Raw genomic sequence first — 26485 nt, 5'->3', positions numbered from 1 at the left:
CCCCATCCGCTGGAGTCCCCATGCGCCTTGCCTGCCTCGCCCTGCTGTCCGCTACCTTCTTTATCGCCCCTGCCCGCGCCGACCGCCTGGACGACGCCCTGCTCGCCGAAATGAAGCGCCGCCATGTGCCCGGCCTGTCGGTGCTGGTCTTCAAGGACGGCAAGGTGATCAAGGAACAAGGCTATGGCCTGGCCAATCTCGAGCACAAGGTGCAGGTGACGCCGCAGACGGTGTTCCAGTCCGGCTCGGTCGGCAAGACCTTTACCGCGGCGCTGATCCTGCTGCTGGAAAAGGACGGCAAACTCAAGCTCGACGACCCGGTCTCGCGCCACCTGCTCGCGACACCTGCCGGCTGGGAAAAGATCACCATCCGGCACCTGCTGTCCCATACCTCGGGACTGGGCGACCCCTACGAGATCATCGATTTCCGCAAGGACTACACGGACGAGGAACTGACCGCACTGGAAGCGGCCGTGCCGCTGCGTTTCGCCCCTGGCGAGAAGTGGGCCTACAGTAATATGGGCTATCACCTGCTGGGCTTCATCGCCAACCGCGCCGGCGGCAAGTTCTACGGCGAGCAGCTGCGCGAGCGTGTCTTCGCCCCGCTGGGCATGTCGACCCGCGTGATCAGCGAAGCCGACATCATCCCGCACCGCGCCGCCGGCTACGAATGGAAAAGCGGCGCGCTGCGCAACCAGGCCTGGGTCGCGCCGCGCCTGAACACGACGGCGGACGGCAGCCTCTACCTGACGGCGCGGGACCTCCTGCGCTGGGACCAGGCCCTGTACGGCGACACCATCCTCGACGCGCGCCTGCGCGCGGCGGCATTCACGCCGGTCAAGCTCAACGACGGCAGCGACGCGCCTTACGGCTACGGCTGGTTCGTCGACACGGTCAAGGGACGCCGCCACATCTCGCACGGCGGCGCCTGGCAGGGCTTCCGCGCCCAGCTGTGCCGCTACGTGGACGACAAACTGACCGTGGTCGTGCTGGCCAATTCGGATTCGGCGCGGCCGTCAAAGTTTGCCGACTTGATAGCGGCGCATTACGTGCCCGCGCTGTTCGATGCGCCGGCCAAGGCGATTCCCGATCCGGAGCCAGGCATGACGGCCGCGGTGCGCGAGGCCCTGGCCAGCCTGGCCGCCGGCAAGGCGCCGGCGGGCGCGAATGCGGAACTCGGGGTCAAGCTCACGCCCGCCGTGCTGGCGCGCGTGGCCGAAGCCCTGGGTGAGGCCGGCAAGCTGAACTCGGTCGAGCTGCTGTCGCGCAGGGACGAGGCGGCGGGACGGCGGCTGCGCTACCGCTTCGGGTACGACAACGAGACGCTGCTGGTGTCGCTGGTGGTCGACAAGGCGGGGAAGTTCAACGCCTTGAACTTTTCACCCGAGTGATCCCAGTGTCCGCAGACAATGAATGAGCATGCACGCTTATCAACGTACATTTTCACGAACTAATATTTAAGAACGATCACGATGCCTGTATACCTGCACGGAATAAGCGCAAAAAACTATAGAGGCATTGGCTCGCAACGTCAATGGGCGTCGCCACTAAGAGAATGCAACTTCTTCATTGGAACAAATAATAGCGGAAAGTCAAATTTCCTGAATTTGATATCATCACATTTAATTGAGGCTATCAACAACTCACGGCGCGGATCCCACCTTACTCTCGAGCCATTGGAAATCCACTTGGGCGCGACAAACCACGAAGTCGAAATCGGTTTCGCAATACCTGTCTCCGATGCCATTGAGCGAACAAAGCACCTGACGCACGACCAACGGTACGCTGCAACAGCCAGTCAGGCATTAGAGAGACTTTTGAATTCCCTTGCCGAAAAAGAGCTGATTTGGATGAAGGTTTCAGCAACCAATCTGACGGATTGTGTATTCGAAAAGTTTTTACCAAGTGAAATAAAGCGGGCCATTCCGGACCACGATTGGAATTTGATTTGGAAGTCCATGACAGGCGGCAGTGGCGGCGGGGTAGATGAGCATTGGATTCCAAACGTGACGCAGCGACTATTGCATGCCCTCCGCATTAACTACCCAGAGGCGAAGCTCATTCCGGCGAAACGGCAGATTGGGAAAAAAGGCGAGAGTTTTGGTGATTTTAGTGGAGCGGGACTAATAGATAAACTGGCAGAGCTTCAAAACCCAAGCCCAACCAAACGTGAATTAAAAAAGATTTTTGAAAAAATAAATCATTTCTTGCAGGACGTCACTTCCGACGCATCTGCATTGATAGAAATCCCCCACGATCGAGAAGAAGTTCTCGTTCATAAAGGAGGAAGGGTGTTGCCTCTATCATCTTTGGGAACGGGTATCCACGAAGTGGTAATGATCGCAGCGTTCTGCACTTTAACGGAAAAATGTATCGTATGCATCGAAGAACCCGAAATCCATCTCCATCCCCTACTACAGAAGAAGTTGATTAGGTATATTACTGAAAATACCGATAACCAGTATTTTATTGCAACTCACTCAGCTAGCATTATCGATCAACCCGGTGCCGCGGTTTTTCATGTAACTCAACAGAATCAATCAACTTTTATTGACTTAGCAGCCGTACCAGCACAGCGATTCAGGGCTTGCCACGATCTTGGGTATAGAGCTTCCGACTTTCTCCAAACAAACTCGATCATTTGGGTTGAAGGGCCGTCTGATCGGGTATATATCAAACACTGGATAGCCGCACTTGATTCCGAATTACGAGAAGGAATCCATTATTCCGTGATGTATTATGGCGGACGGCTCTTAAGTCATCTGAGCGCTACGGACGATGAGATCGATGAATTTATCGCACTGAGACGACTAAACAGGAACATGGCTATCGTAATTGATAGCGACAAATCCGCTTCATCTAGCAAGATCAATGACACAAAAAAGCGTATTGTTTCTGAATTCCTGACCCACGGAGACCCGGCCTGGATTACCGCCGGGCGGGAAATTGAGAATTATCTTAGCCGTGAAGCCCTAAATAAAGCTCTTTCCACATTGTACCCAACATTTTCAGATGTTGAGAGCACCGATAAATACGCACACAGGTTACATTTTGTACAAAAAACAAAGGCAGGCACGATCAAGACCGATGTAGATAAAGTGAAAGTGGCACGTGCTGTGTGTGAAGGCCCTGCAGACTTGACGGTTCTAGACTTGTCAGCTAAAACTCGTGAAATCATTTCAATGATTAAAAGAGCGAACGCCTGACCCAAGACTAGTTAGCTAGTCAGCCGTTAATTATGTTTGAGCCTCCTCTTGACGGCAGAGGAACCTATTCGTCGCGAACCCACTTAACGGCTTGATTCGTGTGATCACTCCATTCAGCGGGTCAGGACGCATGTCGATACGCTAGCGCTAGCGTCAAGCCACGCTTCAGTGACTACTGCAAATAGGATCCTCTTCGTCAGTGTCGCAACGGACGAAAAGAGCTCTCCACGTTCTTGAGAACTGCTATCTCGTAGCGCAGACCTATTCGAACTTTCGGAAGATTACCCGCAGTGAGCCGGGGTCAAGAGGTCAACCGGCAAACGTACAACGGCATGCGTTGCACGGTGCGCAGGGGTGCGGGGTAAAATCTCCCCTTTGTCCCGGTACTTCGTATGTGGATAGGTGTGCTGTGCGGCCTGCTGGCCGGTGCGATGTGGGGGCTGGTGTTCATCGTGCCCGAATTCCTGGGGGCCTTCTCGCCGCTGGAACTGGCCGTCGGCCGTTACGTCGCCTACGGCGCGATGGCCTTCGGCCTGCTGCTGCCGCGCCTGAAATCCCTGTTCGCCACCCTGCTCCCGAGCGACTATGCGGCGCTGCTGCGCCACGCGCTGGCCGGGAACCTGGTCTATTACATGCTGCTGGCGGTGGGCGTGAAGTATGCGGGCGTGGCGCCGACTTCCCTCATCGTCGGGATGCTGCCGGTGGTCGTGACCTTGCTGGGCCGCAACGACCACGGCGCGCTGCCCTTGCGCCGCCTGGCGCTGCCCCTGTTGCTGATCGGCGCGGGCATCGCCTGCATCAACATCGACACCTTCCTGCATGCCGAGGCTGCCCAGTCGAACACCGCGATCGCGCTGGGCGTGCTGTGCGCGACGGGCGCCCTGCTGTGCTGGAGCTGGTATGCGGTCGACAATGCGCGCTACCTGAAACGCAATCCGCAGTTTTCCAGCGCCCAGTGGTCGGCCCTCTATGGCTTGTCCACCGGCGTCGTCGCGCTGCTGCTCGGTGCGGGCGCGCTGGCGTGGACGCTGGCGTCCGGCGAGCTCGAGCCGGCCTCTCCGGAACGTAACTGGACCCTGTTCTGGGCCTGCAATGCCCTGCTCGCGCTGGGCGCCTCGGTGATCGGCAACCACTTGTGGAACGTGGCCAGCCGCCGCGTGCCGGTCACGCTGTCGGGCCAGCTGATCCTGTTCGAGACCCTGTTCGCGCTGCTCTACGGCTTTTTGTACCGCGGCCATGGACCGCGCCCGCTGGAAATAGCCGCTATCGCGCTGCTGGTCGCCGGCGTGACCTGGTCGGTACGCCTGCACGCCGACGACAAGGACGCCGTCGCCTTCGAAGCCTCAGCGCTGCAGGCCGGACACGGCGACCTGGCCGAAGGTGACGGCGTGGCCGGCGCCGCCCATCCCCACAAGTCCTAGTTTCGCCCCGCCGCCCAGGCGGTGAGTCCAGGCGTTGCCCCGCAGCCAGGCCTGGACGAATTGTTACCTGGTCGGCATATTTTATTAAGCGAAACCGCCGTAGGACTATTGCCCGTAATCAAGTACTGATAGACTTAGAAACTCAGCAATTCCGGCGCCGCCACTGCAGCCGTCAAGACGCACACGCCGGCACGCCCACCGTAATGGGTTCGGTGCCGGTAGAAAGAGGATCCAGGCTAGTTTCATGTGCAAGAAAGAGTTTCGCCAGAACCCGTCGCTGCCGGGCGGCCCATCCATGCCGTCATCGACCTTCCTGTCCCGCCTCGGCGGCGCGCTGCTGTGCGCTGTGCTGGGCATGCTACTGCTCGCGCTGCCGGCCCGCGCCGCGGCGGGCATGGCGCCGGCGCCCCTGCTGCTCGGCCCCGGCATTGAAAAGGTCGAGGCCTGGGACGCGCTGTCGGTGCTGCGCGATCCAGCGGGCCAGCTCGATGCGGCGGCGGCGCTCACCCATGCCGGCTATGGCAGGCCGGACTCGGCCCGCGCGACGCTCGGGGTGTACAGCGGCGTGGTGTGGATCCGCATCCCGGTCGTGGCGCCCCGGGACGGCCCCGACTCCTGGGTACTGCACGCCAACTTCGGCCTGATCGACCGCATGGACGTCTACCTGGCCACGGATGGCGTGCTGCGCCACGTCGCCGTCACCGGCAAGAACCAGAAGCTGGCCGGTTCGGCGCTGGGCGGTCCCACGCCGGCGCTGCAGTTGCGCCTGCCCCCCGGCGCCGCGCATACCGTGCTGCTGCGCATCGACACCGAGGGCCCGAAGATCGTCCCCCTTGCCTTCTGGCAACTCGAGGCCTTCCACCGCGCCTCGCTGGCCGATCAGCTGCTGCAGGGGATGCTGTTCGGCCTGGGCTTTTCGCTCTTCCTCTACAGCGTGGCCCAGTGGATCAACCTGCGCGATGCGCTGTTCGGCAAGTACGCGCTGCTGGTCGGCGGGGTCACCCTGTATACATCCTGCTGGTTCGGCATCGCCAACCAGTATTTCTGGCAGGGGAATGCATGGCTGAACCAGCACGCGGCCGGCATGCTGTCGCTGACGGCGTCCTGCGGCGCCTACCTGTTCATCGACCACCTGCTCACGCGGCCCGGCCAGGACCGCCTCTCCAGCTTCCTGCTGCGTACCGGTGCGGCACTGTGCGTGCTGGGCGCCGCCGCATTCGGCGCGAACCTGATCAGCCATGCGGTGCTCGTCGCGCTCGTCGCCAGTCTGGGCATCCTCCCGATGCTGCTCGGCCTGCTGGGGGCCTACCGGCGCGCGCGCGCGGGCGACACCGTCGGCACCTACCTGCTGGTCGGCTGGGCCGTCAGCTTCACGGCCGCGCTGATCTCCGCGCAGATGATCAACGGTAACCTGCCGGCCAATTTCTGGACCCTGCACTCCCTGCAGTTCGGCGTCAGTTTCGACATGCTGGTGTTCATGCGCATCCTTGGACTGCGCACCCAGGTCATGCAGGCCGCCATGCTGCGCGCCGAAGCCAGCACCCGCATGAAGTCGGAATTCCTGGCCAACATGAGCCACGAGATCCGCACGCCGATGAACGCGATCATCGGCATGAGCCGCCTGGCCCTGATGGACGAATCCGATCCGAAACAGCGCAATTACCTCGGCAAGATCCTCGGCGCCAGCGAGCATCTGCTGGGCATCATCAACGACATCCTCGACTTCTCGAAAATCGAGGCCGGCAAACTGGCGCTCGAAACGGTGCCCTTCTCGCTCGCCGACCTGCTCGGACATCTTTCCGATATCACCGCCGTACGTACCGGTGCAAAAGGCATCGCACTGGTGTTCCGGGTCGACCCGGACGTGCCGCCGCGCCTGGTGGGCGACCCGTTGCGCCTCGGCCAGGTGCTGCTGAACCTGGCCGGCAACGCGATCAAGTTCACCGAACGCGGCGAAATCGTGGTGTCGGTCGCGCTGGTGCGCCGCGAGGGCGATACGGTGACGCTGCGGTTCGGCATCAAGGATACCGGCATCGGCATGAGCGAGGACCAGATCAAGCGCCTGTTCCAGTCCTTCAGCCAGGCCGACAGCTCGACCACCCGCAAATACGGCGGCACCGGCCTGGGACTGTCGATCTCGAAGCAGCTGGTGGAGCTCATGCAAGGCAACATCAGCGTCGCCAGCACGCCGGGCGCAGGCAGCGTTTTCACTTTCGAACTGCCGCTCGGGATGGCCGATGCCGCGCCATCCGCCGCGGACGCGCCGGTGCACGGCGCGTCGGTGCAGCAACTGCGCGCAGCCATGCCGCGCCTGGACGGCGCGCGCATCCTGCTGGCCGAAGACAATGCCAACAACCGCGAAGTGGCCATCGACTTCATGGCGGCCGCCCGCATCCAGGTCGACGTCGCCCTCGATGGCGTGGAAGCGGTGCGCATGGCCGCCGCCGGCGACTATGACCTGGTCCTGATGGACATCCAGATGCCCGAACTCGATGGCCTGGGCGCGACCCGCGAGATACGTTCGATCGAGCGCCTGCGCAAGCTGCCGATCGTGGCCATGACGGCGCACGCGCTGCCCGAAGACCGGGCGCGCAGCCTGGGCGCCGGCATGAACGACCACGTGACCAAGCCGATCGACCCGGACCTGCTGCTCTGCACCCTGCTCAAGTGGATCGACCCGGCGCGGCTGGCGGGACGCAGCCTGGCGCCCGCCGCCGTGCCGGCGGCGCCGGCCGTGGACGCCGGCTCGGCGCCGCTGCCGTTCATCCCCGGTGTCGACTGGCAGGCTGCGCTGGCGGGCGTGAACGGCCAGCGCAAGCGCCTGGAGAAACGCGCCGGCAGCTTCGTGCGCGAATACGGCGACAGCCCGCAGGTCCTGCGCGAGGCCCTGGCATCCGGCGACTATGCCCGCCTGCAGGCGCTGGCGCACAACCTGAAATCGAGCGCGGCCTATGTCGGCGCCTTCGAGCTGTCGGCCCAGGCCGGACGCCTCGAGCAAGACCTGCGGGCCGGCCAGTTCGACCTGCTGGGCGCCCGCATACCGATCCTGGCCAGGTCCAGCGAAACGGTGCTCAACGGCCTGGCGCGCCTGGCCGCCCTGCCGCTGGCGCAAGCCGGCGGCGCCGCCGGCCTGCCGGACGTGATGGCGCGCCTGGACGGCTTCCTGGCCGACGACGACGCCCGCGCCGAAGATGCACTGGCCGAACTGCAGCTGCTGCTGGCCGGGACCGCGCACGCTGCGGCGCTGGACCCGATCCGGCGCGCGGTCGAGGACATCGAATACGCGGCGGCGCGCCCGCCCCTGTCCAGCCTCGCACGCCGCCTCGGCAGCGGCGCCCCGGATGCCGTCGAGGAGACCCGCGCATGAACGGGACCGACGTACAGAAAGTGCTGGTGGCCGACGACGACGCGATCAATCGCGACGTGCTGGGCGAACTGCTCAAGCCCGAATACACGGTGGTGCTGGCCAAGAACGGCGTCCAGGCGCTGGAGCGCGCGGCGCGCCATGGGCCCGACCTGATCCTGCTCGACGTCATGATGCCGGACATGGACGGCTACGAAGTGCTGCGCCACCTGCGCGCCGATCCGCGCACGGCGCACATCGCCGTCATCTTCATCTCGGGCCTGGACCGCCCCGAGGACGAGGCCAACGGCCTGAAGATGGGTGCGGCCGACTACATCACCAAGCCGTTCAACCCGAGCGTGGTGATGGCGCGCGTGGCGGTGCACCTGCAGGTGGTGCGCCAGCGCAGGATGCTGGAACGGCTCGCGAACATCGACGGCCTCACCGAACTGGCGAACCGCCGCCGCTTCGACGAAGTGTATGAACTCGAATGGCAGCGCGCGCGCCGCAACGGCCAGCCGCTGTCGCTGGCCCTGCTCGACATCGACGCCTTCAAGCAGTTCAACGACCGCTATGGCCATCCGGCCGGCGACCGCGCGCTGCGCGCCGTGGCCCGCATTGCCGCTGCCGGCATGCGCCGCCCCGGCGACCTTGCGGCGCGCTACGGCGGCGAGGAACTGGTGCTGCTCATGCCGGAGACCGACGCCCAGGCCGCGCAGTCGGTGGTGGCAGGGATCTGCGACAGCATCGCGCTGCTGTCGATCCCGCATGCGGCATCAAGCGTGGCGCCGCTGCTCACGGTGAGCGTGGGCGGCGCGACCCTGGTGTCTAACAGCTGCGAGCAATCGAGCGAGCTGTTCGAAGCGGCCGACACCCATCTTTACCGCGCCAAGCAGTCGGGCCGCAACCGGACCGTCTGGCGCAACGAAGACTAAGGCAAGCGCTCAGCCGCGGCAGACCAGGCCGAAGCGGGTCGCCTCGCAGCCGCGTTTCATGCAGGCAGCCGCGTGGTAGCCGGCGGCGCGGCACAGGCGCAGGGTTTCGGACAGCGGCCCCTCGGCCCCGGCTTGCTGCCCCGGGGGCGCTTGCGGCTCGGGCTGTGCCGGAGGCGGCGCAGGCCGCGCAGGCGGGCGGCTTGCGGGCGCCTGGGTTTGCGCCAGCAGGCGCTCGCGTTCCCTGGCCGCCCAGGATAAATCCGGCGCGGCGCGCGCTTTCTTCGGCGGCGCGGCGGCGACGCGGCGCTCCGGCTTCTTCTTGACTGGCACCGCCGCGACGCGGCGCTCGGGCGCGCGCTTCGCCTTGGGCGCGGCTGCGGCGCGCGGTCCAACGGCGGCCGGCGGTTCCGCCAGGGTGGGCGCCTGCGCGATGGGCGCCGCTGCCGCGGCCGGGGCTTGTGCGGCAGGCGCCGAAGCCACCGGCGGCGGCAGCATCCGCAGCGGCGGCGGGGTCCAGGGGGGCGCGGTTTCCGCAATCGGGGGCGCAGCAGCCGGCAAGGCCGTTGCCGTCTTCGCGGGTGAATTCCCGGCCACGACCGCCAGGGTGGACTGGACCTGGGTGTCGCGGTACATCCAGGTCGCGGCGCCCGCCACGGCCACCACGGCCGCGGCGGCAACGGTCCAGCCCAGCGCCTTGCGGCCCCAGCGATCAAGCCAGGGCGCCGGCTCGTTCGGGGGCGGAATGGGCCAGTCCGGCTCGCGGCTGGAAAACGACGCGGGCCAGGGCGCAATGCCGGCGGCACGCGGCGGCGGCGGCGGCGGACTGGCGGGCGCCGCGGGCTGCGCTGGCGTATCCTGCCCGGCGAAATCCGCAGCAGGCGCAGGCGGCAGGGTTGCGCGGCTGCGCCAGACCGCGGCGCGGGCGCGCGGCTGCGGCGCTGGCCCGGGCGACGCAGGCGGCTGGAGCGGTTCAGGCGGCGGCGGCGCCGGCCGCACGCGGCGCTCAGCCAGTGCCGATGGGCCGGACTGGCTGTCGCCGATGTCTTCCAACAAACGGTTCTTCATGACGTAGGCCTGCTGTGAAACAAGCCGAGTGTAGCCCAAGGCGCGCAAACCTGGGTAGTCGCGTGCGGCGGGTGCGCCACAGGTCGTCGCCTGCCCTGTTGCGCCGGTCTCAGGCCTTGGCCGGGCGGTGGGTCACGACCCGGTACAGGTACCAGGCCAGCAGAATGCCGAAGATAATTTTCGACACCGGATCGATATACTTCCCGATCTGCTCGTAATTACTCTCCAGCAAGAAGCCACCGGCCGTCAGCACCCCGGTCCAGGCCGAGGAGCCGATGGTCGAATACAGCAGGAACTTCCCAAGGGACATGCGGGCCAGGCCGGCCGGCACCGAAATCAAGGTGCGGATGGCCGGGATCAGGCGCCCGAACAGCACCACCGAGCGGCCGTGGCGGTCGAATGCGGCAATTGCCTTGTCGACATCCTCGGCGGTCACCGTCATCCAGCGGGCATGGCGGTCGGCAAATTTCTTCAGGCGTTCCTTGCCATACACCCTGGCCCCGACATACCAGGGCATGGCGCCGGCGATCGAGCCGGCGGTCCCGGCAATCAGCACTCCGGCCAGGCTCAGGTCGCCGCGGGCGACGACGAAGCCGGCGAAGGGCATGATCAGTTCCGATGGGATTGGCGGGAAGATATTTTCCAGCGCCATCAGGACAAAGACGCCCAGGTAACCGCTGGTTTCGAGGAATTTGGTAATGAACTGGAACATGAGGCAGGACTCCACTATTGGTGCAGAGCGCACCATACCATCTTGCCAAGAACGCTTGCGCTCGCCAGATGCAAGACAGGCAATGGCAGGGTTGCCACGACTTCGGTACCATGGGGGATTCGCCACCCAAGGAACCGCAATTGCTCAAGCTTAGCCTGGACGCACTCGAGATCGTCGAAACCATCGCCCGCAAGGGCTCGTTCGCAGGGGCCGCGAAGGAATTGTTCCGGGTTCCGTCCACGATCTCGTACACGGTGTCCAAGCTCGAGGACGACCTCGGCGTGCGCCTGTTCGACCGTTTCGGCCCGAAAGTGGCGCTGACTCCGGCCGGCAAGGAATTGCTCAAGGAAGGCCGCTACCTGCTGCGCGCCGCCGGCGACCTGGAGTCGCGCGTGCGCCGCGTCGCTTCCGGCTGGGAAACCGAACTGGCCATCGGCATGGATTCGATGCTGGGGCCCTCGAGCCTCCAGCCGGACATCGAAGCCTTCTACGCCGTCGCCGACCAGACCCGCCTGCGCCTGGTGCGCGAGGTGCTGTCCGGGACCTGGGACGCGCTGCTGGATCGCCGCGTCGACCTGCTGGTGGGCGCGGCGGGCGAAGGCCCGTCCGGCGGCGGCTATACCGCCGAGCCGATCGGCAGCAGCGCCTTCGTGTTCGCGGTGGCGCCCGGCCACCCCTTGGCCGGCGCCGGCCATCCCCTCGACAAGTCCGACCTGCTGCCCTATCGCGCGGTGGCGGTATCGGACTCCGCGCGCCAGTTAGGTGCGCGCACGGTGGGCCTGCTGTTCGGACAGGACAGCTTGACGGTACCCGACATGGAAACCAAGTACGCCTTCCAGCTGCAGGGACTGGGCTTCGGCTTCCTGCCCGAGGCCTGGGCCCGCCCCGCCATCGAGGCCGGGCTGCTGGTGGAAAAGGCCGTGGTCGAGCCCAAGCCCGACGAGACCTTCTACCTGGCCTGGCGCAGCGGCGAGGAAGGCGCGGCGCTTAGCTGGTGGCTGCGGCGCATGCGCGAGGACTCGCCGTTTGCGCGCATGATCGCGCGGCCCTGCGTGCAGGTGCATCGCCAGGGCCTGTCCCCCTAGGCAGGCCTGGCGAAGTAGACGAAGGTGCTTTTCGGGTAGACGTGCCGGTACAGCGGCCGCGCCAGGGTCTTGAGGGCGGACTTCGGATCCATCCAGCCCGAGCTGCTGTTGTAGAGCTTGCGCAGCGAGGGCCGCAGCGGCGCGAGCCCCGCCTCGCGCCCCATCGCCACCAGCGAATCGTAGGTGAATGAGTTGATGTGCTCGAAGGGCGCGATCGGCATGATGTCGTCCTTGCCCAGGGCGGCAAAGCTCCTTGCGCCCAGCAGCTTGCGGATCGCCTTGCCCGCATCGGGCACGCTGATCTTGACCAGCCCGCCAGGGCGCAGCGCCGCGGCCAGCTGTTTCAGCACCGCGCCCGGCTCGAGCAGGTGCTCGAATACCTGTTCGGTATTGATGAAGTGGAATGCACGCTCAGGCAGCGCATCGGACTCGACGATACGGATGCCGACCGATTTCGCATAGGCGATCCGGACCTGCGACAGCTCGGCGCCGCAGACGTCGAGCCCGTAGGCACTGGCCATCTTCGACCATTCGGCCCAGCCGAAGCCGAAGTCCAGCGCCTTGATCTCGCTGGGCCGCAGGCCGAAATGCGCCAGCACGAATTCCACCTGGCCGGCCAGGTAGCGGTAGTCGTTCAGGTCGAAGCGCGAGGCCACCGCGGCGCGCTCGGTATCGGGCAGCCAGCGGTCGTAGATTTCTTCGAGCAGCACCAAGGAGGGCACCTGGGCCTGGTAGGCCAGCGAGCAGTGGTCGCAGCGCGCCAGCTGGTAGTCGTAGCCGGCAAACGCGCGGTCGACCCGGCGCTCGTAATGCTCCTGCATGTAGCGGGTGATGCCGGGACTGTCGAGCGGTTCGCTGTAGAGCAGCTTGCCGGCATCGCGGTGGCAACCGGGACAGCGGTCGCGCCTGACGAGGATCGGTTGTGTCGAGTCTGGCATGCCGCTCTCCTCTGGCTCGTGGAGTGGATGGGTCCTTGCCCAGGACTGCTGGAATAGTAGTCCAAACGGCGCGGCCATGCCACCCAGGAGGAGCGCGGCGGGCGCGCCCCTGCCTGCCCGCCTCTTTTTACTGCGGCAGGTCGAACACCAGGATCTCGGCGTCCGCGGCGCCGGCCAGCTGCACGGCGTCTTCACCGGTCACTTTCAGCGCATCGCCGCCGGCCAGCGGCACGCCATTGACCGTGGCGCTGCCGCGGATCACGTGGACATAGGCCTGGCGCCCGGCCGCCAATGGGTGGTCCAGCGTATCGCCGCCGTTCATGATGGTGGCGTAGATCGACGCATCCTGGCGCATCGACACCGAGCCTTCGCGCCCGTCGTTCGAGGCGATCAGGCGCAGCCGGCCCTGCTTCGAGGCGGCGTCGAAATGCTTTTCCTCGTAGCCCGGCGCCTCGCCCACCGTGTTCGGCTCGATCCAGATCTGCAGGAAATGTACGCCTGCGTCCTTCGAGTGATTGAACTCGCTGTGCACCACCCCGCTGCCGGCGCTCATGCGCTGCACGTCGCCGTAGCGCAGCACCGAGCCGTTGCCCATGCTGTCCTTGTGCTCCAGCGCGCCATCAAGCACGTAGGAGATGATTTCCATGTTGCGGTGGCCGTGCGACTCGAAGCCGCGGCCCGGCGCCACGTGGTCTTCGTTGATCACCCGCAGCGGTCCGAAGCCCATGTGCTGCGGATCCTGGTAATGGCCGAACGAAAAAGTATGTTGGGATGTGAGCCAACCGAAACTGGCGGCGCCGCGCTCATTGCTTTTACGAACGTTCAACATGGAGTTCTCCTTGGTATGGGGTGGACCATCGAACCCATCGATCATCGCGGGACTGCGTGGCCTATTGCTGCCCGCTAGCGTTTGTTCGATGCGATGGAGCCATTATGCTCGGTTCGAGGAGAACTGAAAAACGGATAATGTGCGGGGCTTTCATCGAAATTTTCGATCATTCTTCGACCGAAGCCACTTCACGCGCGCCGACATCGCCGCCAGCGCGCCGGCGCCGAACACCAGCCAGGACGCCGGTTCCGGCACGTTCGCCGGCTCAGCCTGCTTCAACAAGCCCTGGGTGCCGAAGCAGTCCAGCGACATGCCGCACGGCCCCTGGTCGCTGCGCGCGGCCAGCAGGGTGAAGGTACGCCCCTCGCTGGCCAGGTGGAAGTCGGACTCGCCGTTGTTGGCGCGGATCTCGCCGCTCAGGAAGCCGCCCGGCAGGAAATCCAATGCCAGCCAGATGCGGTCTTCGAACCTGTTTGGTGGGCTGCCGGTCTGGTAGTCGATGATGTTGCGGCTGCCACCCGGGTACTCCACCGAATAGCGCAACGACAGCAAGCTGGTTTGTGAATCGATGCAGCCGGGGTCGCGGCACAAATTGTTGATTCCCAGCATCAGGGAGCCCGCGGCGACCGCAGCGTCCGAGAAAACCAGATCCAGGCGGATGTCCCACGGCATGGTCGGGCTATCCTGGGTCTCATGCCAGCTGTACATGACGTCGGCTTGCGCCGCGTGCGCGGAAAATGCGCAGGCCAGCATGGCAAAGAGGTGTTTTACGGTCACGATAAGCTCCAAAAAGTATCTACGTTATTTAATCAAAGCAATATTCACGCCTTGTTCCGTTACTCTGCATAAGCCCTTGATTTTGTGGATATTTCCATGTAACCAAAATTACAACGAAGGGCGATTGTTAAATTTTCCGACACTAGCCGCCACGTTTTAGTTCTGGACGGAAACGGCCGCAACGGAAGCCGTGCCGATATAATCTGTCTGTTGTGCAACCACTAAGGAATGACCCGATGAAAGTGCTTCCCCTGTTTCTCCCCCTGGTCCTCCTGTCCGGCGCCGCGCTGGCGGACGATGCCGCCATCCTGACGTGCCGCACCCTGGGCGACACCGGCGCGCGCCTGGCCTGCTACGACGCGATCCAGCTCGGCGCCAAACCCGCGGCCCAGTCGGCAAGCGCTCAGGCAGCCGCACCTGCCCGCAGCAGGGAAGCCGACTTCGGCATGGAAGCCGTCAAGCGGCGCGAAGCCGAACCGGCCTCGGTGACGAGCACCGTCGTGGGCGACTTCGAAGGCTGGGGACCGGGTTCGCAGATCCGCCTCGCCAATGGCCAGGTCTGGCGCATCACCGACGGCAGCGAAGCCATCCTGCCGCGCAGGCGCGAGGCGAAGGTGACGATCGAACGCAACGTGTTCGGTACGCTGTTCCTGAAGGTGGACGGTTCTAACAGCTCGGCGAAGGTGCGCCGGGTCCAGTAAGCGCGCGCGTCATGTACTGTGCGGCGCCGGGATAGGTGGCGAGCGCGGCGCGCGCGGCCAGGCATCCAGGGCTGCTTGCGCGGTAGCCGAGGCCCGACCAGAATCCGGCCGTGTCCTGTACCGACACCAGCGCCGACGCCGATAAACCGCGCAGCCGTGCCGGCTCCAGCAAATGGCCCACCAATGCGCGCGCATGGCGCGAATGCGGTAGATGGTGTCGTGCATGCTGGGTCTCCCGGGGGGCCGGCATGGTAGCACGGCGCCGTCGCCCTTTCGTGCTTCGTTCCCGCACTGCCGTCGTTTGTCGCGTCTCGCTATCCTTACCCTGCGCCAGTTCCTACACTGTCTCCATTGCTTTATAGTATTAATAAAAGGAGAACACCATGTGGCGCCGCCTGATGAACTGGTATGACGACCTGGAACAGGAGCAGCTCGCCGTGCTGCTGCACCCGGAGCTCGCAACGAAGACGCCGCCGGGCTTCCGGCGCTGGAACGCCGGCAAGCTGGCCGCGATGACGCCGGTCGAGCGCGCCCGCCTGCGCGAGTTCTGCATCACCTACCGCGGCGCCCGGCTCTGGAAGGCAGTCGGCAAGTGGGCCGCGGGCTTCACGCTGCTCGCCGTCGTACAGCACCTCGTGTTCGATGATCCAGGACTGGTGCCGGCGGTCATCCTGTTCAACCTGGCCGGTTTCCTCCTCCTCGCCGGTGGACTGAGCATGTGGTACAGCCCCACCGAGATCCTGCGCGCCAAGGGCAAGCTGGTGACTGGCGCCATCGGCGGCGCGCTGCTTGGTGCTCTTGCCTCCTTTATCGTCCTGATGCTCTCCAACGGCCACTCACTGGACGACATCTTCCCGCGCCTGTCCCGCCTGGGCATTACCGCTGTCGGCGCCGGATTGCTCCTCGCGGCGCCGATCCTGCTGGTGGGCGCCTGGCGCCGCCGGCAATATGCGCTCCAGGCCGCGGAGCTGCAACGCGAGGCCGAACGCGAACGGATGGCGCGCGAAGTGAGCGAATCGCAGCTACGCATGCTGCGGGCCCAGATCGAGCCCCACTTCCTGTTCAACACCCTCGGCGCCGTGCAGCAGCTGGCAGCCGATGGCGCCCCTCGCGCCGCAGCCCTGACCGCCGACCTGATCGCCTTCCTGCGCGCCAGCTTCAGCGACATGCGCAGCGCACAGGTCAGCCTGGCCACCGAGTTCGCGACCACCGCATCCTACCTGCGCGTGATGCAGGCCCGCATGGGCGCCCGGCTGCGCTTCGACCTGTCCTTGCCCGAGACCTTGAAACAGGTGGAGGTACCGAGCATGATCGTCCTGACCCTGGTGGAGAACGCGATCAAGCACGGCATCGAGCCCTCGTTACGCGGCGGCGCGATCCTGGTGACGGCGCTGGCCGCCGATGGAGGCGTGACGGTCCGCGTCCACGACAGCGGGGTCGGCATGAGCGACACGCCCGGCAGCGGCGCAGGCCTCGACAACGTCCGCCGCCGGCTGCAGTTGGCCTATGGCGACAGCGCCGCCCTGGTCCTGCGCGACGCCGAGCCGGGGGTGGTGGCCGAACTGGCGCTGCCCCTTGCGGCGCCGCTCATGATGAAGGAGCCTGCATGACCCGCGTGCTGATCGCCGAAGACGAACCCCTGATGCGCGAGCGCCTGGCCGGGATGCTGGCCGCGCACTGGCCCGATGCGCAGGTCGTGCTGATGGCCGAGAATGGCAACGACGCCTGGGACGGCTTCCTGGAGCACGAGCCCGAGGTGGTCTTCCTCGACATCCGCATGCCGGGTCTGTCCGGCCTGGAAGTAGCCGAGCGTATCGGCGACAACGCGCACGTGGTGTTCGTCACGGCCTACGACCAGTATGCGGTCGACGCGTTCGACGCCGGCGCGGTCGACTACCTGCTCAAACCCGTGCAGGCCGACCGCATGGAACGGGCGGTCAGCCGCATCCGCGCGAAGCTGAGCAAGCCGCCCGCCGACCTGGGCGACCTGCTGCGCCACCTGAAGACCGCCCTGCCCGGCGCCCCGCCCGAGAAAATGAAATGGATCAAGGCAAGCGTCGGCCGCCAGATCCGGCTGATCGACGTCGACGAGGTGCTGTTCTTCCAGTCCGACACCAAGTACACCCGGGTGGTGCTGCCCGACTCCGAAGCGCTGGTGCGGGTACCGCTGAAAGACCTGCTCGGCGGGCTCGATCGCGACCGCTTCTGGCAGATCCACCGCGGTACCCTGGTCAACGTCCACGCCATCGCCGCGGTCGAGAAGCTCGACGCCGAGCGCATGCAGGTGCTGCTGCGCGGCTGCAGCGAAAAGCTGCCGGTAAGCCGCACCTTCACCCACCTGTTCCGCGACTAGGCGAGCGCAGCGTCTTGATTTTTATTGTCCCAGCCGGAGCTTCCATGCCTGCGAACTGCACGACAGACTTGCCCACGATTGTCTTCAGGCAAGCGACACACGCCGACATCCCCGCCATGTCGGCCATACGCTTGTCCGTCACCGAGAACGTCCTGCGCGACCCCAGCCGGGTGACGCCGGCCATGTACGAAGACTACCTGGAGGCCGCGGGACGCGGATGGGTGGCCGAAATCGACGGCGCGCTCGCCGCGTTCTGCTATGCGGACCGCCAGGACGGCTCGATCTGGGCCCTGTTCGTCAGCTCCGGGCACGAAGGACGGGGACTGGCCAGGCGCCTGCTGGCACTGGCCGTGGACTGGCTGTTCGCACTGGGCCACCGCCAGGCGCGCTTGACCACGACTGCCGAGACCCGGGCCGACCGCTTCTATGCGCGCCAGGGCTGGCAACGAAGGATGCTGGGCCCGGCGGAGGCGGAATATACCCTCGCGCATGACAGCGCCGGCGCGAATCGTGCGCGGCGTGACGCCGCCGGGCAATCGATCATGCCGATGGAATGACAAGGTCTGCCTGGTCCACAAGGCTTGCACGGCGCGCCCCGGCATGCGCTTACCCGCCACCCTGCGCCGGCGCCACCGGCGAACCTGCCGGCGCTGCTCGCCACCGCCACCGCCATCGACAGCACGTCCGCGTGACGCCGGTCGCATGCAGGCGCTGCTGCGCGGATGCGACGAAGAACCGCCTGAGAGCCGTCATGCCGTTCAGTTACGGCAAATTCCTTCCGTAGCTGGCGTCTGTCGGCATCGTGCTGCGCCATGTGGCGCGGATGCGGCGGTTTCGGCCGGGTCGGGCGCGGGTATTGTCTTCGTCGTCAAGGCTTGCCAAGCGCGTCCACCGGCCCGGTCACCGTGACGACGAGGCGCAAGCCGCCGATCTCCTGGGGCAGGCGTGCCGCGACACCAGCATCCATCACGCCGACCACCAGCGTTTCGCCGCCCGGAGGCCCATGGCCAATGCCAACCGAAGTCACGCCCTCGATGGCGAGCAATCCGGCTTCTTCGCGCGCCAGCAAGCCCGCAAGCTTGCCCACGGGCGCGGCAGGCGCCGGCTTGTATTCGACTGCACCGGAACCGGAAAAGTCCGGTGTCGAACGGGGTTTGTCAGTCATGTCTGCCTCCTGGAGATCTGGTTGCTTAAGTATAGATGCAATCTGCCGCTACCTAAGCTTGGATGGCTGGCTGCCCTGCCCCTGCGCGCCGGGCAGCCATGGCCGGACTACGGGAGCAGGCGGATGTCCAGGGCTGCGAGCACCGCACCGATCGGATTTGCGAAGGTGACGCCGCCGCCGCCCGCGAACAGGAGACCGACGGGCCGCACGCCCTCGGCCCAATGCCAGATCAGCGAGCCGGAATCACCGCCGGCCGAGAACGGGTTGGCGTTGACCGACTGGATCGCGATCTGGTTCCGGAACAGCGCCGTGCCCCTGCCCGGATAATTGACATTCACCGACACGCCGATCTGTGTGACCCGCCCCTGCGTCAGGGCGGTCGTGCGACCGCTTTTGCCGACGACCAGGCCAAGCGAGGCGGCGAGCGGCGCCGTGCCCGTGCGGTAATAGGCCGCGCTGCCGCCCGACAAATAGTACTGCTCGCCGCGGATGCGTTCGTGCCAGGCCCAGCCGATCGCGCAATCGACGAAGTTCGCCGCGCCGCCAAACGCAATTGGCACCCAGCGCGCCAGCACGGCGATCTGGTCGCCCGGATGCCGGCCAAGGTCCGCCGCGCCCGGCTGGATGATGCTGTCACCCACCGCCGCCGCGTTCGAATTGGCGAGCACATGGTTGTTGCTGAGGATGAGATGGCGATTGTTCCAGGGCGCCGTCAAGCCGATTGCACGGCTGCCGAGCGTGCCTGCAGTGACGTTGACATGCCCGACCGACACGCCACCCGGAGCCGGGCGATGACGGGCGCGGTGCGAGTAAGCGTCGACCACGCCGACGGGTATCTGCTGTACCGGCACGCTCGACAAAGCGCGGGTACCGGCCGCTTGCGCAAGTTGGCCCAGCAGCTCGTCGCGTGCAAGGACACTCTCGGTGTACAGGGTGAGGGTCGGCTCGCCGGGACCGCCGGCGCCGAAGCCGATGCTGTCGGGATCGGAAAGACCGATACCGACGCCGACAATGCCGGTTCTCGACGGAGCATCCGCCAGGGCTGCGAATTCGCCCGACGCGGTCAGCAGCATCGCCTCGACTTCGTCGCGAAGGGCCAGCAGGTCGGCCGACACCCCTGCTGCCTGGAAGATGGCTTGCTGCTCGGCCTCGTAGCCCAGCGCATCGAGACTGGCGGAGGAAGCATCCGGATTCTCCGGGGCACTGCCCGCCGATTTACCGCCGGGTTGAGCACCGGGTTGAGCACCGGTGTTGTCGGTTTCCCCGGGATTTTCCGTGAGCGGGATTTCTTTGTTCCTTGTTGCCATGACGCCACCTCCTGTTCATTTTTGTGAATTCAATAATGACGGCTACGGTGCTTCAGCGACAAATAAAACCAATACGGCAGTAACGCGTTGATTAACCCTCCAAGAAATTGCGGATTAGTGCATATTGCCGAAGCGCGGAACCGGCAAACCTCCGCTGGAACACCTTGACGAACCAGGGCTTTATGCGGCAACCCCTGTAAGCGCTACATATGCGAGCGCTCAATAAACCCGTATGAACGGAACGGGCAAGCGCTTGTCCCGGTCCGGCTCTGAATACGCGCGAGCTCTTTTATGCAACAAGTCCAATTGGTTTTGTTCCTGGAAAGCCGCAATTGATACCGATAGACATGTCCCACGGGCCCGGGAAAAGCTACGTCAGGGTTCGACATTTCCGATTGAACGCGAGTTCCCGTCGCGCTGGAATCACATAATGCCCTTGCGCTTGCCGTCAACGCCGGCAGACGCGGGAATCACGGCAAATGTTTACTCCGAACTTGATAATTAAAATTAATAACCTTACGCAATGCCCTTATATTCCAAAAACATATTTGCATGAATTAATGGACGCAGAATATGATGACAAGCGCGACAACCCCGCAGACGACGCCGGAAAACGAAGGCCTCCGGGCGGTATCTCAGTTCGACCCAGACGCCTATCGGAGCGGTCACGTCCACATCGTCGACACCGACCGCAAGGTCTAGTACGGCAAGACGAGGCAAGGCAAACATGAAGGAATTTTTCACACCCTCTCAGGATGAGCGCATGACTCCGAACGAAAACGCCAGGCCGCCGCACGCCCCGATCGAATACATCCTCAATGCCAGTTGCCGCGCCGGCATCGGCATCGTCGCCGCCGTCGCCACCTTCCTGGCCGAGCGCGACTGCTATATCTGCGCGCTCGAGCAGTTCGACGACGATTCCACCGAACGTTTCTTCATGCGCGCCGTGTTCCGGCGCCAGGCAGCCTCGCCCGCCATCGGCGACATCCGCGAGCAATTCGCGTTCCTGGCGGCCGGGCGCCTGCAGATGGGCTGGAAGATCCACGACCCGGCCGACCCGGTCAAGACCGTGATCATGGTCTCGAAGGACGACCACTGCCTCGACGACCTGCTCTACCGCCGCCGTAACGGCGAACTGAACATGGCGGTGACGGCCGTGGTGTCGAACCACCTCGACCTGCGCCCGATGGTCGAGCGCGAAGGCATCCGCTTCATCTTCCTGCCGGTCACGAAAGAGAACAAGGCGCTGCAGGAAGCGCGGCTGCTGGAAGTGGTCGAAGAAACGGGGGCGGAACTGGTCATCCTGGCGCGCTACATGCAGATCCTGTCGGACGAGCTGGCCAGTCGGCTGGCCGGCCACTGCATCAATATCCATCACTCCTTCCTGCCGGGCTTCAAGGGCGCCAAACCCTACCACCAGGCCTTCGATCGCGGGGTCAAGCTGATCGGCGCCACCGCGCACTACGTCACGCCCGACCTCGACGAAGGCCCGATCATCGAGCAGGTGCTGACCCGGGTCGACCATAACTTCAAGCCCGAGCAACTGGTGCGGGCAGGCCGCGACAACGAATGCATGGCGCTGGCGGCGGCCGTCAAGTTTCACATCGAGCGCCGCGTGTTCGTTCACGGCAGCAAAACCATCGTGTTCCGCGGCAGCTGAGTTTTCGCCAGTTTCCAACAAAAATAATGAATTGCCACTCTGCAATGAAACACCGCTATAATTCCTGTAGCGGTTTCAGGCTGCGCCTGGCCTGGCTAGATGGATTTACGGCATGGATAGTTGCCATGGAGTTACATTTCGTGAGATTCCAGACTCCCCCTTGATGCCACAATGACGCGGCGCAGTACCGACCCAGGCCGCTGCCGCCGCTTTTCGACCCTCTCGTAGCCCAGCCGTACCTTTGGACAGACACATCGTGGCCCGCCCCCTCAGCCCAGACGCACTGACAATCGACCCGCTCGGCGGCGAGTTCGCCGACCGCCGCACCGAAACTGCCTATCTCGAGCACCAGCAGCCGCGCACCCGCGCCCAGCTGGCGTTCACCCTGCTGTTCTGCACCCTCTTTTTCCTGTGCTTCTTCGCCACCGACGTCGCGGCGCTCGGCCTGGTGCCGGACACGGCGACCTTGCTGGCGGCCAGGCTGGTGGTGGCCATCACCGCCGGGACCTGCGCCTGGCTGGCGCTGCGCCGGCCGCTGTCGGTCAAGGCCACCCGGCTGGCGGCGAGCATTGCCGAAGCGGTCGCGCTGGGCTGCTTCATGGTGATCGCCGTGCACCGGCCCGCCGAATTCCACTGGCATGCCATGTCGCTGGCGACCATGCTGCTGGTGATCTACCTGTACATTCCGAACCGGCTCGCTTATGCCGCCGGGCTGGCGGGGGCGGCGACCGCCGCCTTCCTGGCCTTGAGCCAGCGCTTCGCCGCGCTGGGCTTTGCCGACATGCTGACCCTCGGCATGCTGCTGGCTCTGGTCAATACCTTCGGTGCGCTGGCGGCGCGGCGCTACAGCCAGGTGGCGCGCGAACAGTTTCGCGCCCAGGTGGTGCTCCAGCACGCGGCCGAGCGCGACCACCTGACCGGCTGCTTCAACCGCCGCTACCTGCACGAGCAACTGATGGGCGCGGCCTCGCCGCTGCGTCCGGGCGAACCGCTGAGCGTGATCCTGTGCGACATCGACAGCTTCAAGCAGATCAACGATACCCACGGCCATGCGGGCGGCGACGCCGTCCTCGCCGGCTTTGCCGCGCTGCTGCAGTCGGTCGCGCGCGAGGGCCTCGACAGTGTGGTGCGCTACGGCGGAGAAGAATTCCTGCTGGTCCTGCCCGGCACCGGCCGCGAGGCGGGCGTGCACCTGGCCGAATTCCTGCGCGCGCGCCTCGGCGCCACGCCCGCCGCCGGCGCCGAAGGCCAGCCGATCTACGCCACCGCCAGCTTCGGGGTCGCGTCCCTCGAGCCCGGCCGGGGGGGCGCGGGCGCGCTCGAGGCGCTGATCAATGCGGCGGACAAATTGATGTACGCGGCCAAACGCAATGGCCGCGACCGGGTGGAGTCAACGGGCCAGCAGGCAGCGCTGCCTGCAGCGGCCTGAATCGCGCCCCGGTATCACTCGGCGATACCGGGACGCCAGTAGCCTGCGACTTTATGCTGCGCATGACAGACCCGCAGGCGAGGATCCTGACCCTCGATTGACATGTCCAATGCCGTTCGTACGTGTGTGAACTAACCGAAGGCCGTCCGCGCCGGCGTTACGCTCGATGCTTCGCTGATAAAAAGGACGGCCATGGACCTGCACCAGGAATTCCCGCTCCGGCTGCGCATCAAGGGACAGGACCGGCAGTTCGAAGTCCAGCCCTGGGTGACGCTGCTCGACCTGCTGCGCGAACGCGCGCAACTCACCGGCACCAAGAAGGGCTGCGACCACGGCCAGTGCGGCGCCTGCACCGTGCTGGTGGACGGCAAGCGCATCAACTCCTGCCTCACCCTGGCCGTCATGCACGACGGCCACGAGGTGACCACGGTCGAGGGCCTGGCCTCCGGCGACCAGTTGCACCCGCTGCAGCAGGCCTTCATCGACTGCGACGCCTTCCAGTGCGGCTACTGCACCCCCGGCCAGCTCTGCTCCGCCGTGGGCCTGATTGCCGAAGGCCAGGCTAACAACGTCGACGACGTGCGCGAACTGATGAGCGGCAACCTGTGCCGTTGCGGCGCCTATCCGCAGATCCGGGAGGCGGTGATCCAGGTGATTGGCATCGATGGCAAGGACAAGCCCGGCGAAGCCGGCAAGCCGTTCACGACTGGTCCGGTGCTCGCATGAACCCGTTCACCTTTACCCAGGCCAAGAACGTCGACGCCGCGCTGGCGGCGATTCAAGCGGGCGCGCGCCCGATCGCGGGCGGCACCAATCTGCTCGACTTGATGAAGGAAGGCGTCATGCAGCCCGGCCAGCTGGTCGACATCAATGCCCTTGGCCTCGACCAGGTCGAGGAAGCGGACGGCGGCCTGCGCCTGGGCGCGCTGGCGCGCAATGCCGACACGGCCTACCACCCGCTGGTGCGCAGCCGTTACCCGCTGCTGAGCGCCGCGATCCTGGCCGGCGCCTCGCCGCAGCTGCGCAACATGGCCAGCAATGGCGGCAACCTTCTGCAGCGCACCCGCTGCTATTATTTCTACGACGTCGGCACGCCCTGCAACAAGCGCGAACCGGGCAGCGGGTGTCCCCCCGAAGGCACGGGCCGGTTGCACAGCGGCATGGCGGTCTCGCGCGTCGACGGCCGCGCCAAGGTCACCGGCGCCGCCAAATATGCCGCCGAAGAAGCCGCGGCCAACCTGGTCTATGGCGTCGTGGTCAGCAGCACCATCGCCAAGGGCCGCATCACCGCCATCGAGACGTTGGACGCGCTGACCGCGCATGGCGTGGTGGCCGTCATTACCCACCTGAACCGCCCGAAGCTCCGCGCCTACGACATCGCCTTCAAGGACATGACGGCGCCCGGCGGCTCGCCGTTCCGGCCCCTGTACAGCGACGAGATCTTCTACAGCGGCCAGCCGGTCGCGCTGGTCGTGGCCAGCACTTTTGAAGCCGCGCGCCATGCGGCCCAGCTGCTGAAGGTGCGCTACGACGAGGAAAAGCACGAGACCGACCTGCTGGCCACCCTCGACCAGGCCTATGAGCCGCGCGCGATGAAGGCGGGCTTCACGCCCCCAGCTCCACCGGCGACGCCGATGCGGCCTACGATGCTGCGCCGGTCAAGGTCGAATCCCAGTTCTATCACGGCGTCGAGCACCACAACCCGATGGAGATGTTCGCCACGACCGTGATCCGGGCCGACGACGGCCACCTGACCATCTACGACAAGACCCAGAGCTCGCAGAACAACCGCTGGTATGTCTCGCACGCCTTTGGCCTGTCGAAGAACAAGGTCACGGTGCGCAATCCGTATGTGGGCGGCGCCTTCGGCGCGGGCCTGCGCCCGCAATACCAGCTGACCCTGGCCGTGATGGCCGCGCTCCAGCTCAAGTGCTCGGTGCGCGTGGTGCTCACGCGCCAGCAGATGTTCAGCTTCGGCCACCGTCCCGAGACCTGGCAGAAGGTGAAGCTGGCGGCCAACCCGGACGGCAAGCTGCAGGCCATCACGCACGATGCGATCCACGAGACCTCGCGCCTCGAAGATTATGTCGAGGTGGTGGTGAACTGGTCGGGCCAGCTCTACGCCTGCGACAACATCAAGCTGGGCTACAAGGTTGTGGCCCACGACCGCCATTCGCCGATCGACATGCGCGCGCCCGGCGCCGCGCACGGCGTGCATGCGCTCGAGGTGGCGATGGATGAACTGGCCTGGAAGCTCAAGATGGACCCGCTGGAGCTGCGACGCATCAACTATGCCGAGTGCAATCCGCTCGACGGCAAGCCCTATTCCACCAAGGAGCTGAGCCAGTACTACGACAAGGGCGCGCAGCGCTTCGGCTGGGCCGGCCGCCCACTCGAGCCGCGCTCGATGCAGGAGGGCGAGGAGCTGGTCGGCTGGGGCATGGCGACCGGGATCTGGGATGCGCTGGTGATGGTGGCGCGCGTGAGCGCGGTGCTGCACGCGGACGGGCGCCTGGTGGTGAGCAGCGCCGCGACCGACATCGGCACCGGCACCTATACCGTGATGTCGATGATCGCGGCCGAGGCCATGGGCCTGCCGTTGGAAAAGGTGACGTTCCAGCTGGGCGACTCGACCCTTCCGATGGCGCCGATCGAGGGTGGCTCCTCGCACGTCACCACGGTGGGCGGCGGCGTGCAGGGCGCCTGCGAAAAGCTGCAGAAGCGCCTGTTCAAGCTGGCGCAGGACATGCCCGATTCTCGCTTCAAGGGCGTGCGCCTGAAGGACATCGACTTCGCGGACGGCGCCATGATGCTGCGTAACCGGCCCGAGACGGCCCTGCAGCTGAGCGAGGTGCTGGCCTCGAACGGCATGGACCGGGTCGAGGAGAAATACCTGATGACGCCGCAGATGCTCAAGCAGCGCAATTTCACGCGGGCCGTGCACTCGGCCGTGTTCTGCGAGGTGCGGGTCAACGAGAAGCTGGGCATGGTGCGGGTGACGCGGGTGGTCAGGGCGGTGGCGGCCGGGCGCATCATCAGCGCCAAGACCGCCGCCAGCCAGGTGAGCGGCGCGGTGGTCTGGGGCATCAGCCAGGCGCTGCACGAAGAAAGCTTCACCGACCACCGCTTCGGGCGCTTCATGAACCACAATTTCGCCGAATACCACGTGGCGGTCAACGCCGACATCCATGACATCGAGGTGATCTTCGCGACCGAGGACGACCGCATCGTCAGCAAACAGCTCGGCGCCAAGGGGGTGGGCGAGATCGGCATCGTCGGAGTGTCGGCGGCGATCAGCAACGCCATCTTCCACGCCACCGGCAAGCGCCTGCGCAGCACGCCGATCACGCCCGACAAGATCCTGCTGGGCGACCACGAGATCCCGGTCCCCGATCCGACCTGACCGAGCCGTTGCAGCCACGCCTCACATGCGCAGGCTTCGCAACTTCGGGGTCAGGTTGAGGCAGTCCGTGATTCATGGACATCCAAATAGGGGACAATATGCCCCGGAAGGATAAACATGAACCCGAAAAAGAAGCAGCTCCCATCCAAGCGGGAG

General features: G+C 65.2%; 22 protein-coding genes and 1 pseudogene. 16 read left to right on the top strand and 7 right to left on the bottom strand.

The annotated features are described in order from the left end of the window. The first annotated feature begins 20 nt into the window (after positions 1–20). The 5 genes from AC56LR_RS20490 (at position 21) to AC56LR_RS20470 (ending at position 8905) form a co-directional block, all read left to right on the top strand. A complete protein-coding gene (locus AC56LR_RS20490; protein ID WP_497133160.1) occupies positions 21–1391 on the top strand; it encodes a serine hydrolase domain-containing protein in 1371 nt (456 codons plus the stop codon). Positions 1392–1472: 81 nt separating this feature from the next. Beyond that, complete coding sequence (locus AC56LR_RS20485; protein ID WP_497133158.1) at positions 1473–3206, top strand: AAA family ATPase; 1734 nt, start codon at positions 1473–1475, stop codon at positions 3204–3206. A 392-nt stretch (positions 3207–3598) separates the two neighbouring features. Then, a complete protein-coding gene (locus AC56LR_RS20480) occupies positions 3599–4627 on the top strand; it encodes a DMT family transporter (RefSeq protein WP_497133156.1) in 1029 nt (342 codons plus the stop codon). A 244-nt stretch (positions 4628–4871) separates the two neighbouring features. Continuing rightward, entirely contained in the window at positions 4872–7994 is a 3123-nt protein-coding gene (locus AC56LR_RS20475; protein WP_497133154.1) for a hybrid sensor histidine kinase/response regulator, read from the top strand. Beyond that, positions 7991–8905 (top strand): diguanylate cyclase, encoded by a 915-nt coding sequence (locus tag AC56LR_RS20470; RefSeq protein WP_497133152.1) that lies wholly within the window; start codon positions 7991–7993, stop codon positions 8903–8905. Before AC56LR_RS20475 ends, AC56LR_RS20470 begins: the two co-directional genes overlap by 4 nt. Before the next feature lie 9 nt (positions 8906–8914). Here the strand turns inward: AC56LR_RS20470 and AC56LR_RS20465 are convergent, their stop codons facing one another. Both AC56LR_RS20465 and AC56LR_RS20460 read right to left on the bottom strand, forming a co-directional pair. Then, a complete protein-coding gene (locus tag AC56LR_RS20465) occupies positions 8915–9970 on the bottom strand; it encodes a hypothetical protein (RefSeq protein ID WP_497133150.1) in 1056 nt (351 codons plus the stop codon). A gap of 109 nt (positions 9971–10079) precedes the next feature. After that, on the bottom strand, positions 10080–10682 hold the full coding sequence (locus AC56LR_RS20460; protein WP_497133148.1) for a DedA family protein: 603 nt from the start codon (positions 10680–10682) through the stop codon (positions 10080–10082). A 140-nt stretch (positions 10683–10822) separates the two neighbouring features. Here AC56LR_RS20460 and AC56LR_RS20455 point away from each other — a divergent pair, with 140 nt between their 5' ends. Continuing rightward, positions 10823–11767, top strand: a complete 945-nt coding sequence (locus tag AC56LR_RS20455; protein ID WP_497133146.1) for a LysR substrate-binding domain-containing protein — start codon at positions 10823–10825, stop codon at positions 11765–11767. On the opposite strand, the gene AC56LR_RS20450 is transcribed toward AC56LR_RS20455, so the two are convergent. From AC56LR_RS20450 to AC56LR_RS20440, 3 genes are all read right to left on the bottom strand, one after another. Next, positions 11764–12705, bottom strand: coding sequence for a class I SAM-dependent methyltransferase (locus AC56LR_RS20450; protein ID WP_497133144.1), 942 nt, complete (start codon positions 12703–12705; stop codon positions 11764–11766). The two genes, AC56LR_RS20455 and AC56LR_RS20450, sit on opposite strands and share 4 nt — an antisense overlap. Positions 12706–12832: 127 nt before the next feature. Then, on the bottom strand, positions 12833–13534 hold the full coding sequence (locus AC56LR_RS20445) for a pirin family protein (RefSeq protein ID WP_497133143.1): 702 nt from the start codon (positions 13532–13534) through the stop codon (positions 12833–12835). Positions 13535–13684: 150 nt separating this feature from the next. Then, positions 13685–14311: a PEP-CTERM sorting domain-containing protein gene (locus AC56LR_RS20440; RefSeq protein ID WP_497133141.1), complete on the bottom strand. Its 627-nt coding sequence runs from the start codon at positions 14309–14311 to the stop codon at positions 13685–13687. 236 nt (positions 14312–14547) lie between these two features. Here AC56LR_RS20440 and AC56LR_RS20435 point away from each other — a divergent pair, with 236 nt between their 5' ends. The 4 genes from AC56LR_RS20435 (at position 14548) to AC56LR_RS20420 (ending at position 17922) form a co-directional block, all read left to right on the top strand. Next, positions 14548–15012 (top strand): hypothetical protein, encoded by a 465-nt coding sequence (locus tag AC56LR_RS20435; RefSeq protein WP_497133139.1) that lies wholly within the window; start codon positions 14548–14550, stop codon positions 15010–15012. Between the two features lie 383 nt (positions 15013–15395). Continuing rightward, positions 15396–16622 carry a sensor histidine kinase gene (locus tag AC56LR_RS20430; protein ID WP_497133137.1) on the top strand — a complete coding sequence of 409 codons (1227 nt, stop codon included), beginning with the start codon at positions 15396–15398 and terminating at the stop codon, positions 16620–16622. Further along, a complete protein-coding gene (locus tag AC56LR_RS20425; protein WP_497133135.1) occupies positions 16619–17365 on the top strand; it encodes a LytR/AlgR family response regulator transcription factor in 747 nt (248 codons plus the stop codon). Before AC56LR_RS20430 ends, AC56LR_RS20425 begins: the two co-directional genes overlap by 4 nt. 116 nt (positions 17366–17481) lie before the next feature. Beyond that, positions 17482–17922 carry a GNAT family N-acetyltransferase gene (locus AC56LR_RS20420; RefSeq protein WP_497133133.1) on the top strand — a complete coding sequence of 147 codons (441 nt, stop codon included), beginning with the start codon at positions 17482–17484 and terminating at the stop codon, positions 17920–17922. Between the two features lie 311 nt (positions 17923–18233). Here the strand turns inward: AC56LR_RS20420 and AC56LR_RS20415 are convergent, their stop codons facing one another. Both AC56LR_RS20415 and AC56LR_RS20410 read right to left on the bottom strand, forming a co-directional pair. Then, positions 18234–18530 carry a hypothetical protein gene (locus AC56LR_RS20415; protein WP_497133131.1) on the bottom strand — a complete coding sequence of 99 codons (297 nt, stop codon included), beginning with the start codon at positions 18528–18530 and terminating at the stop codon, positions 18234–18236. 107 nt (positions 18531–18637) lie between these two features. Continuing rightward, a complete protein-coding gene (locus tag AC56LR_RS20410; protein ID WP_497133129.1) occupies positions 18638–19837 on the bottom strand; it encodes a chymotrypsin family serine protease in 1200 nt (399 codons plus the stop codon). Positions 19838–20600: 763 nt separating this feature from the next. On the opposite strand from AC56LR_RS20410, the gene purU reads away from it, so the two are divergent. From purU to AC56LR_RS20380, 6 genes and pseudogenes are all read left to right on the top strand, one after another. Next, positions 20601–21497, top strand: a complete 897-nt coding sequence (gene purU / locus AC56LR_RS20405; RefSeq protein ID WP_497133127.1) for a formyltetrahydrofolate deformylase — start codon at positions 20601–20603, stop codon at positions 21495–21497. A 256-nt stretch (positions 21498–21753) separates the two neighbouring features. Continuing rightward, positions 21754–22926, top strand: coding sequence for a GGDEF domain-containing protein (locus tag AC56LR_RS20400; RefSeq protein ID WP_497133125.1), 1173 nt, complete (start codon positions 21754–21756; stop codon positions 22924–22926). 192 nt (positions 22927–23118) lie between these two features. Then, positions 23119–23652, top strand: a complete 534-nt coding sequence (locus tag AC56LR_RS20395) for a (2Fe-2S)-binding protein (RefSeq protein WP_497133123.1) — start codon at positions 23119–23121, stop codon at positions 23650–23652. Then, complete coding sequence (locus AC56LR_RS20390) at positions 23649–24656, top strand: FAD binding domain-containing protein (RefSeq protein ID WP_497133121.1); 1008 nt, start codon at positions 23649–23651, stop codon at positions 24654–24656. Before AC56LR_RS20395 ends, AC56LR_RS20390 begins: the two co-directional genes overlap by 4 nt. Next, positions 24605–25159 (top strand): annotated as a pseudogene (locus AC56LR_RS20385) (molybdopterin cofactor-binding domain-containing protein); the annotation flags it as partial. The gene AC56LR_RS20390 and the pseudogene AC56LR_RS20385, both read left to right, overlap by 52 nt. After that, positions 25160–26329, top strand: coding sequence for a xanthine dehydrogenase family protein molybdopterin-binding subunit (locus AC56LR_RS20380; RefSeq protein WP_497133173.1), 1170 nt, complete (start codon positions 25160–25162; stop codon positions 26327–26329). Positions 26330–26485 lie beyond the last annotated feature (156 nt).

This window comes from Telluria sp. ZT3P39 (genome assembly GCF_059685935.1).
The sequence above is the reverse complement of the archived record's forward strand: the minus strand, read 5'-3'. Positions and strand labels throughout refer to the sequence as shown.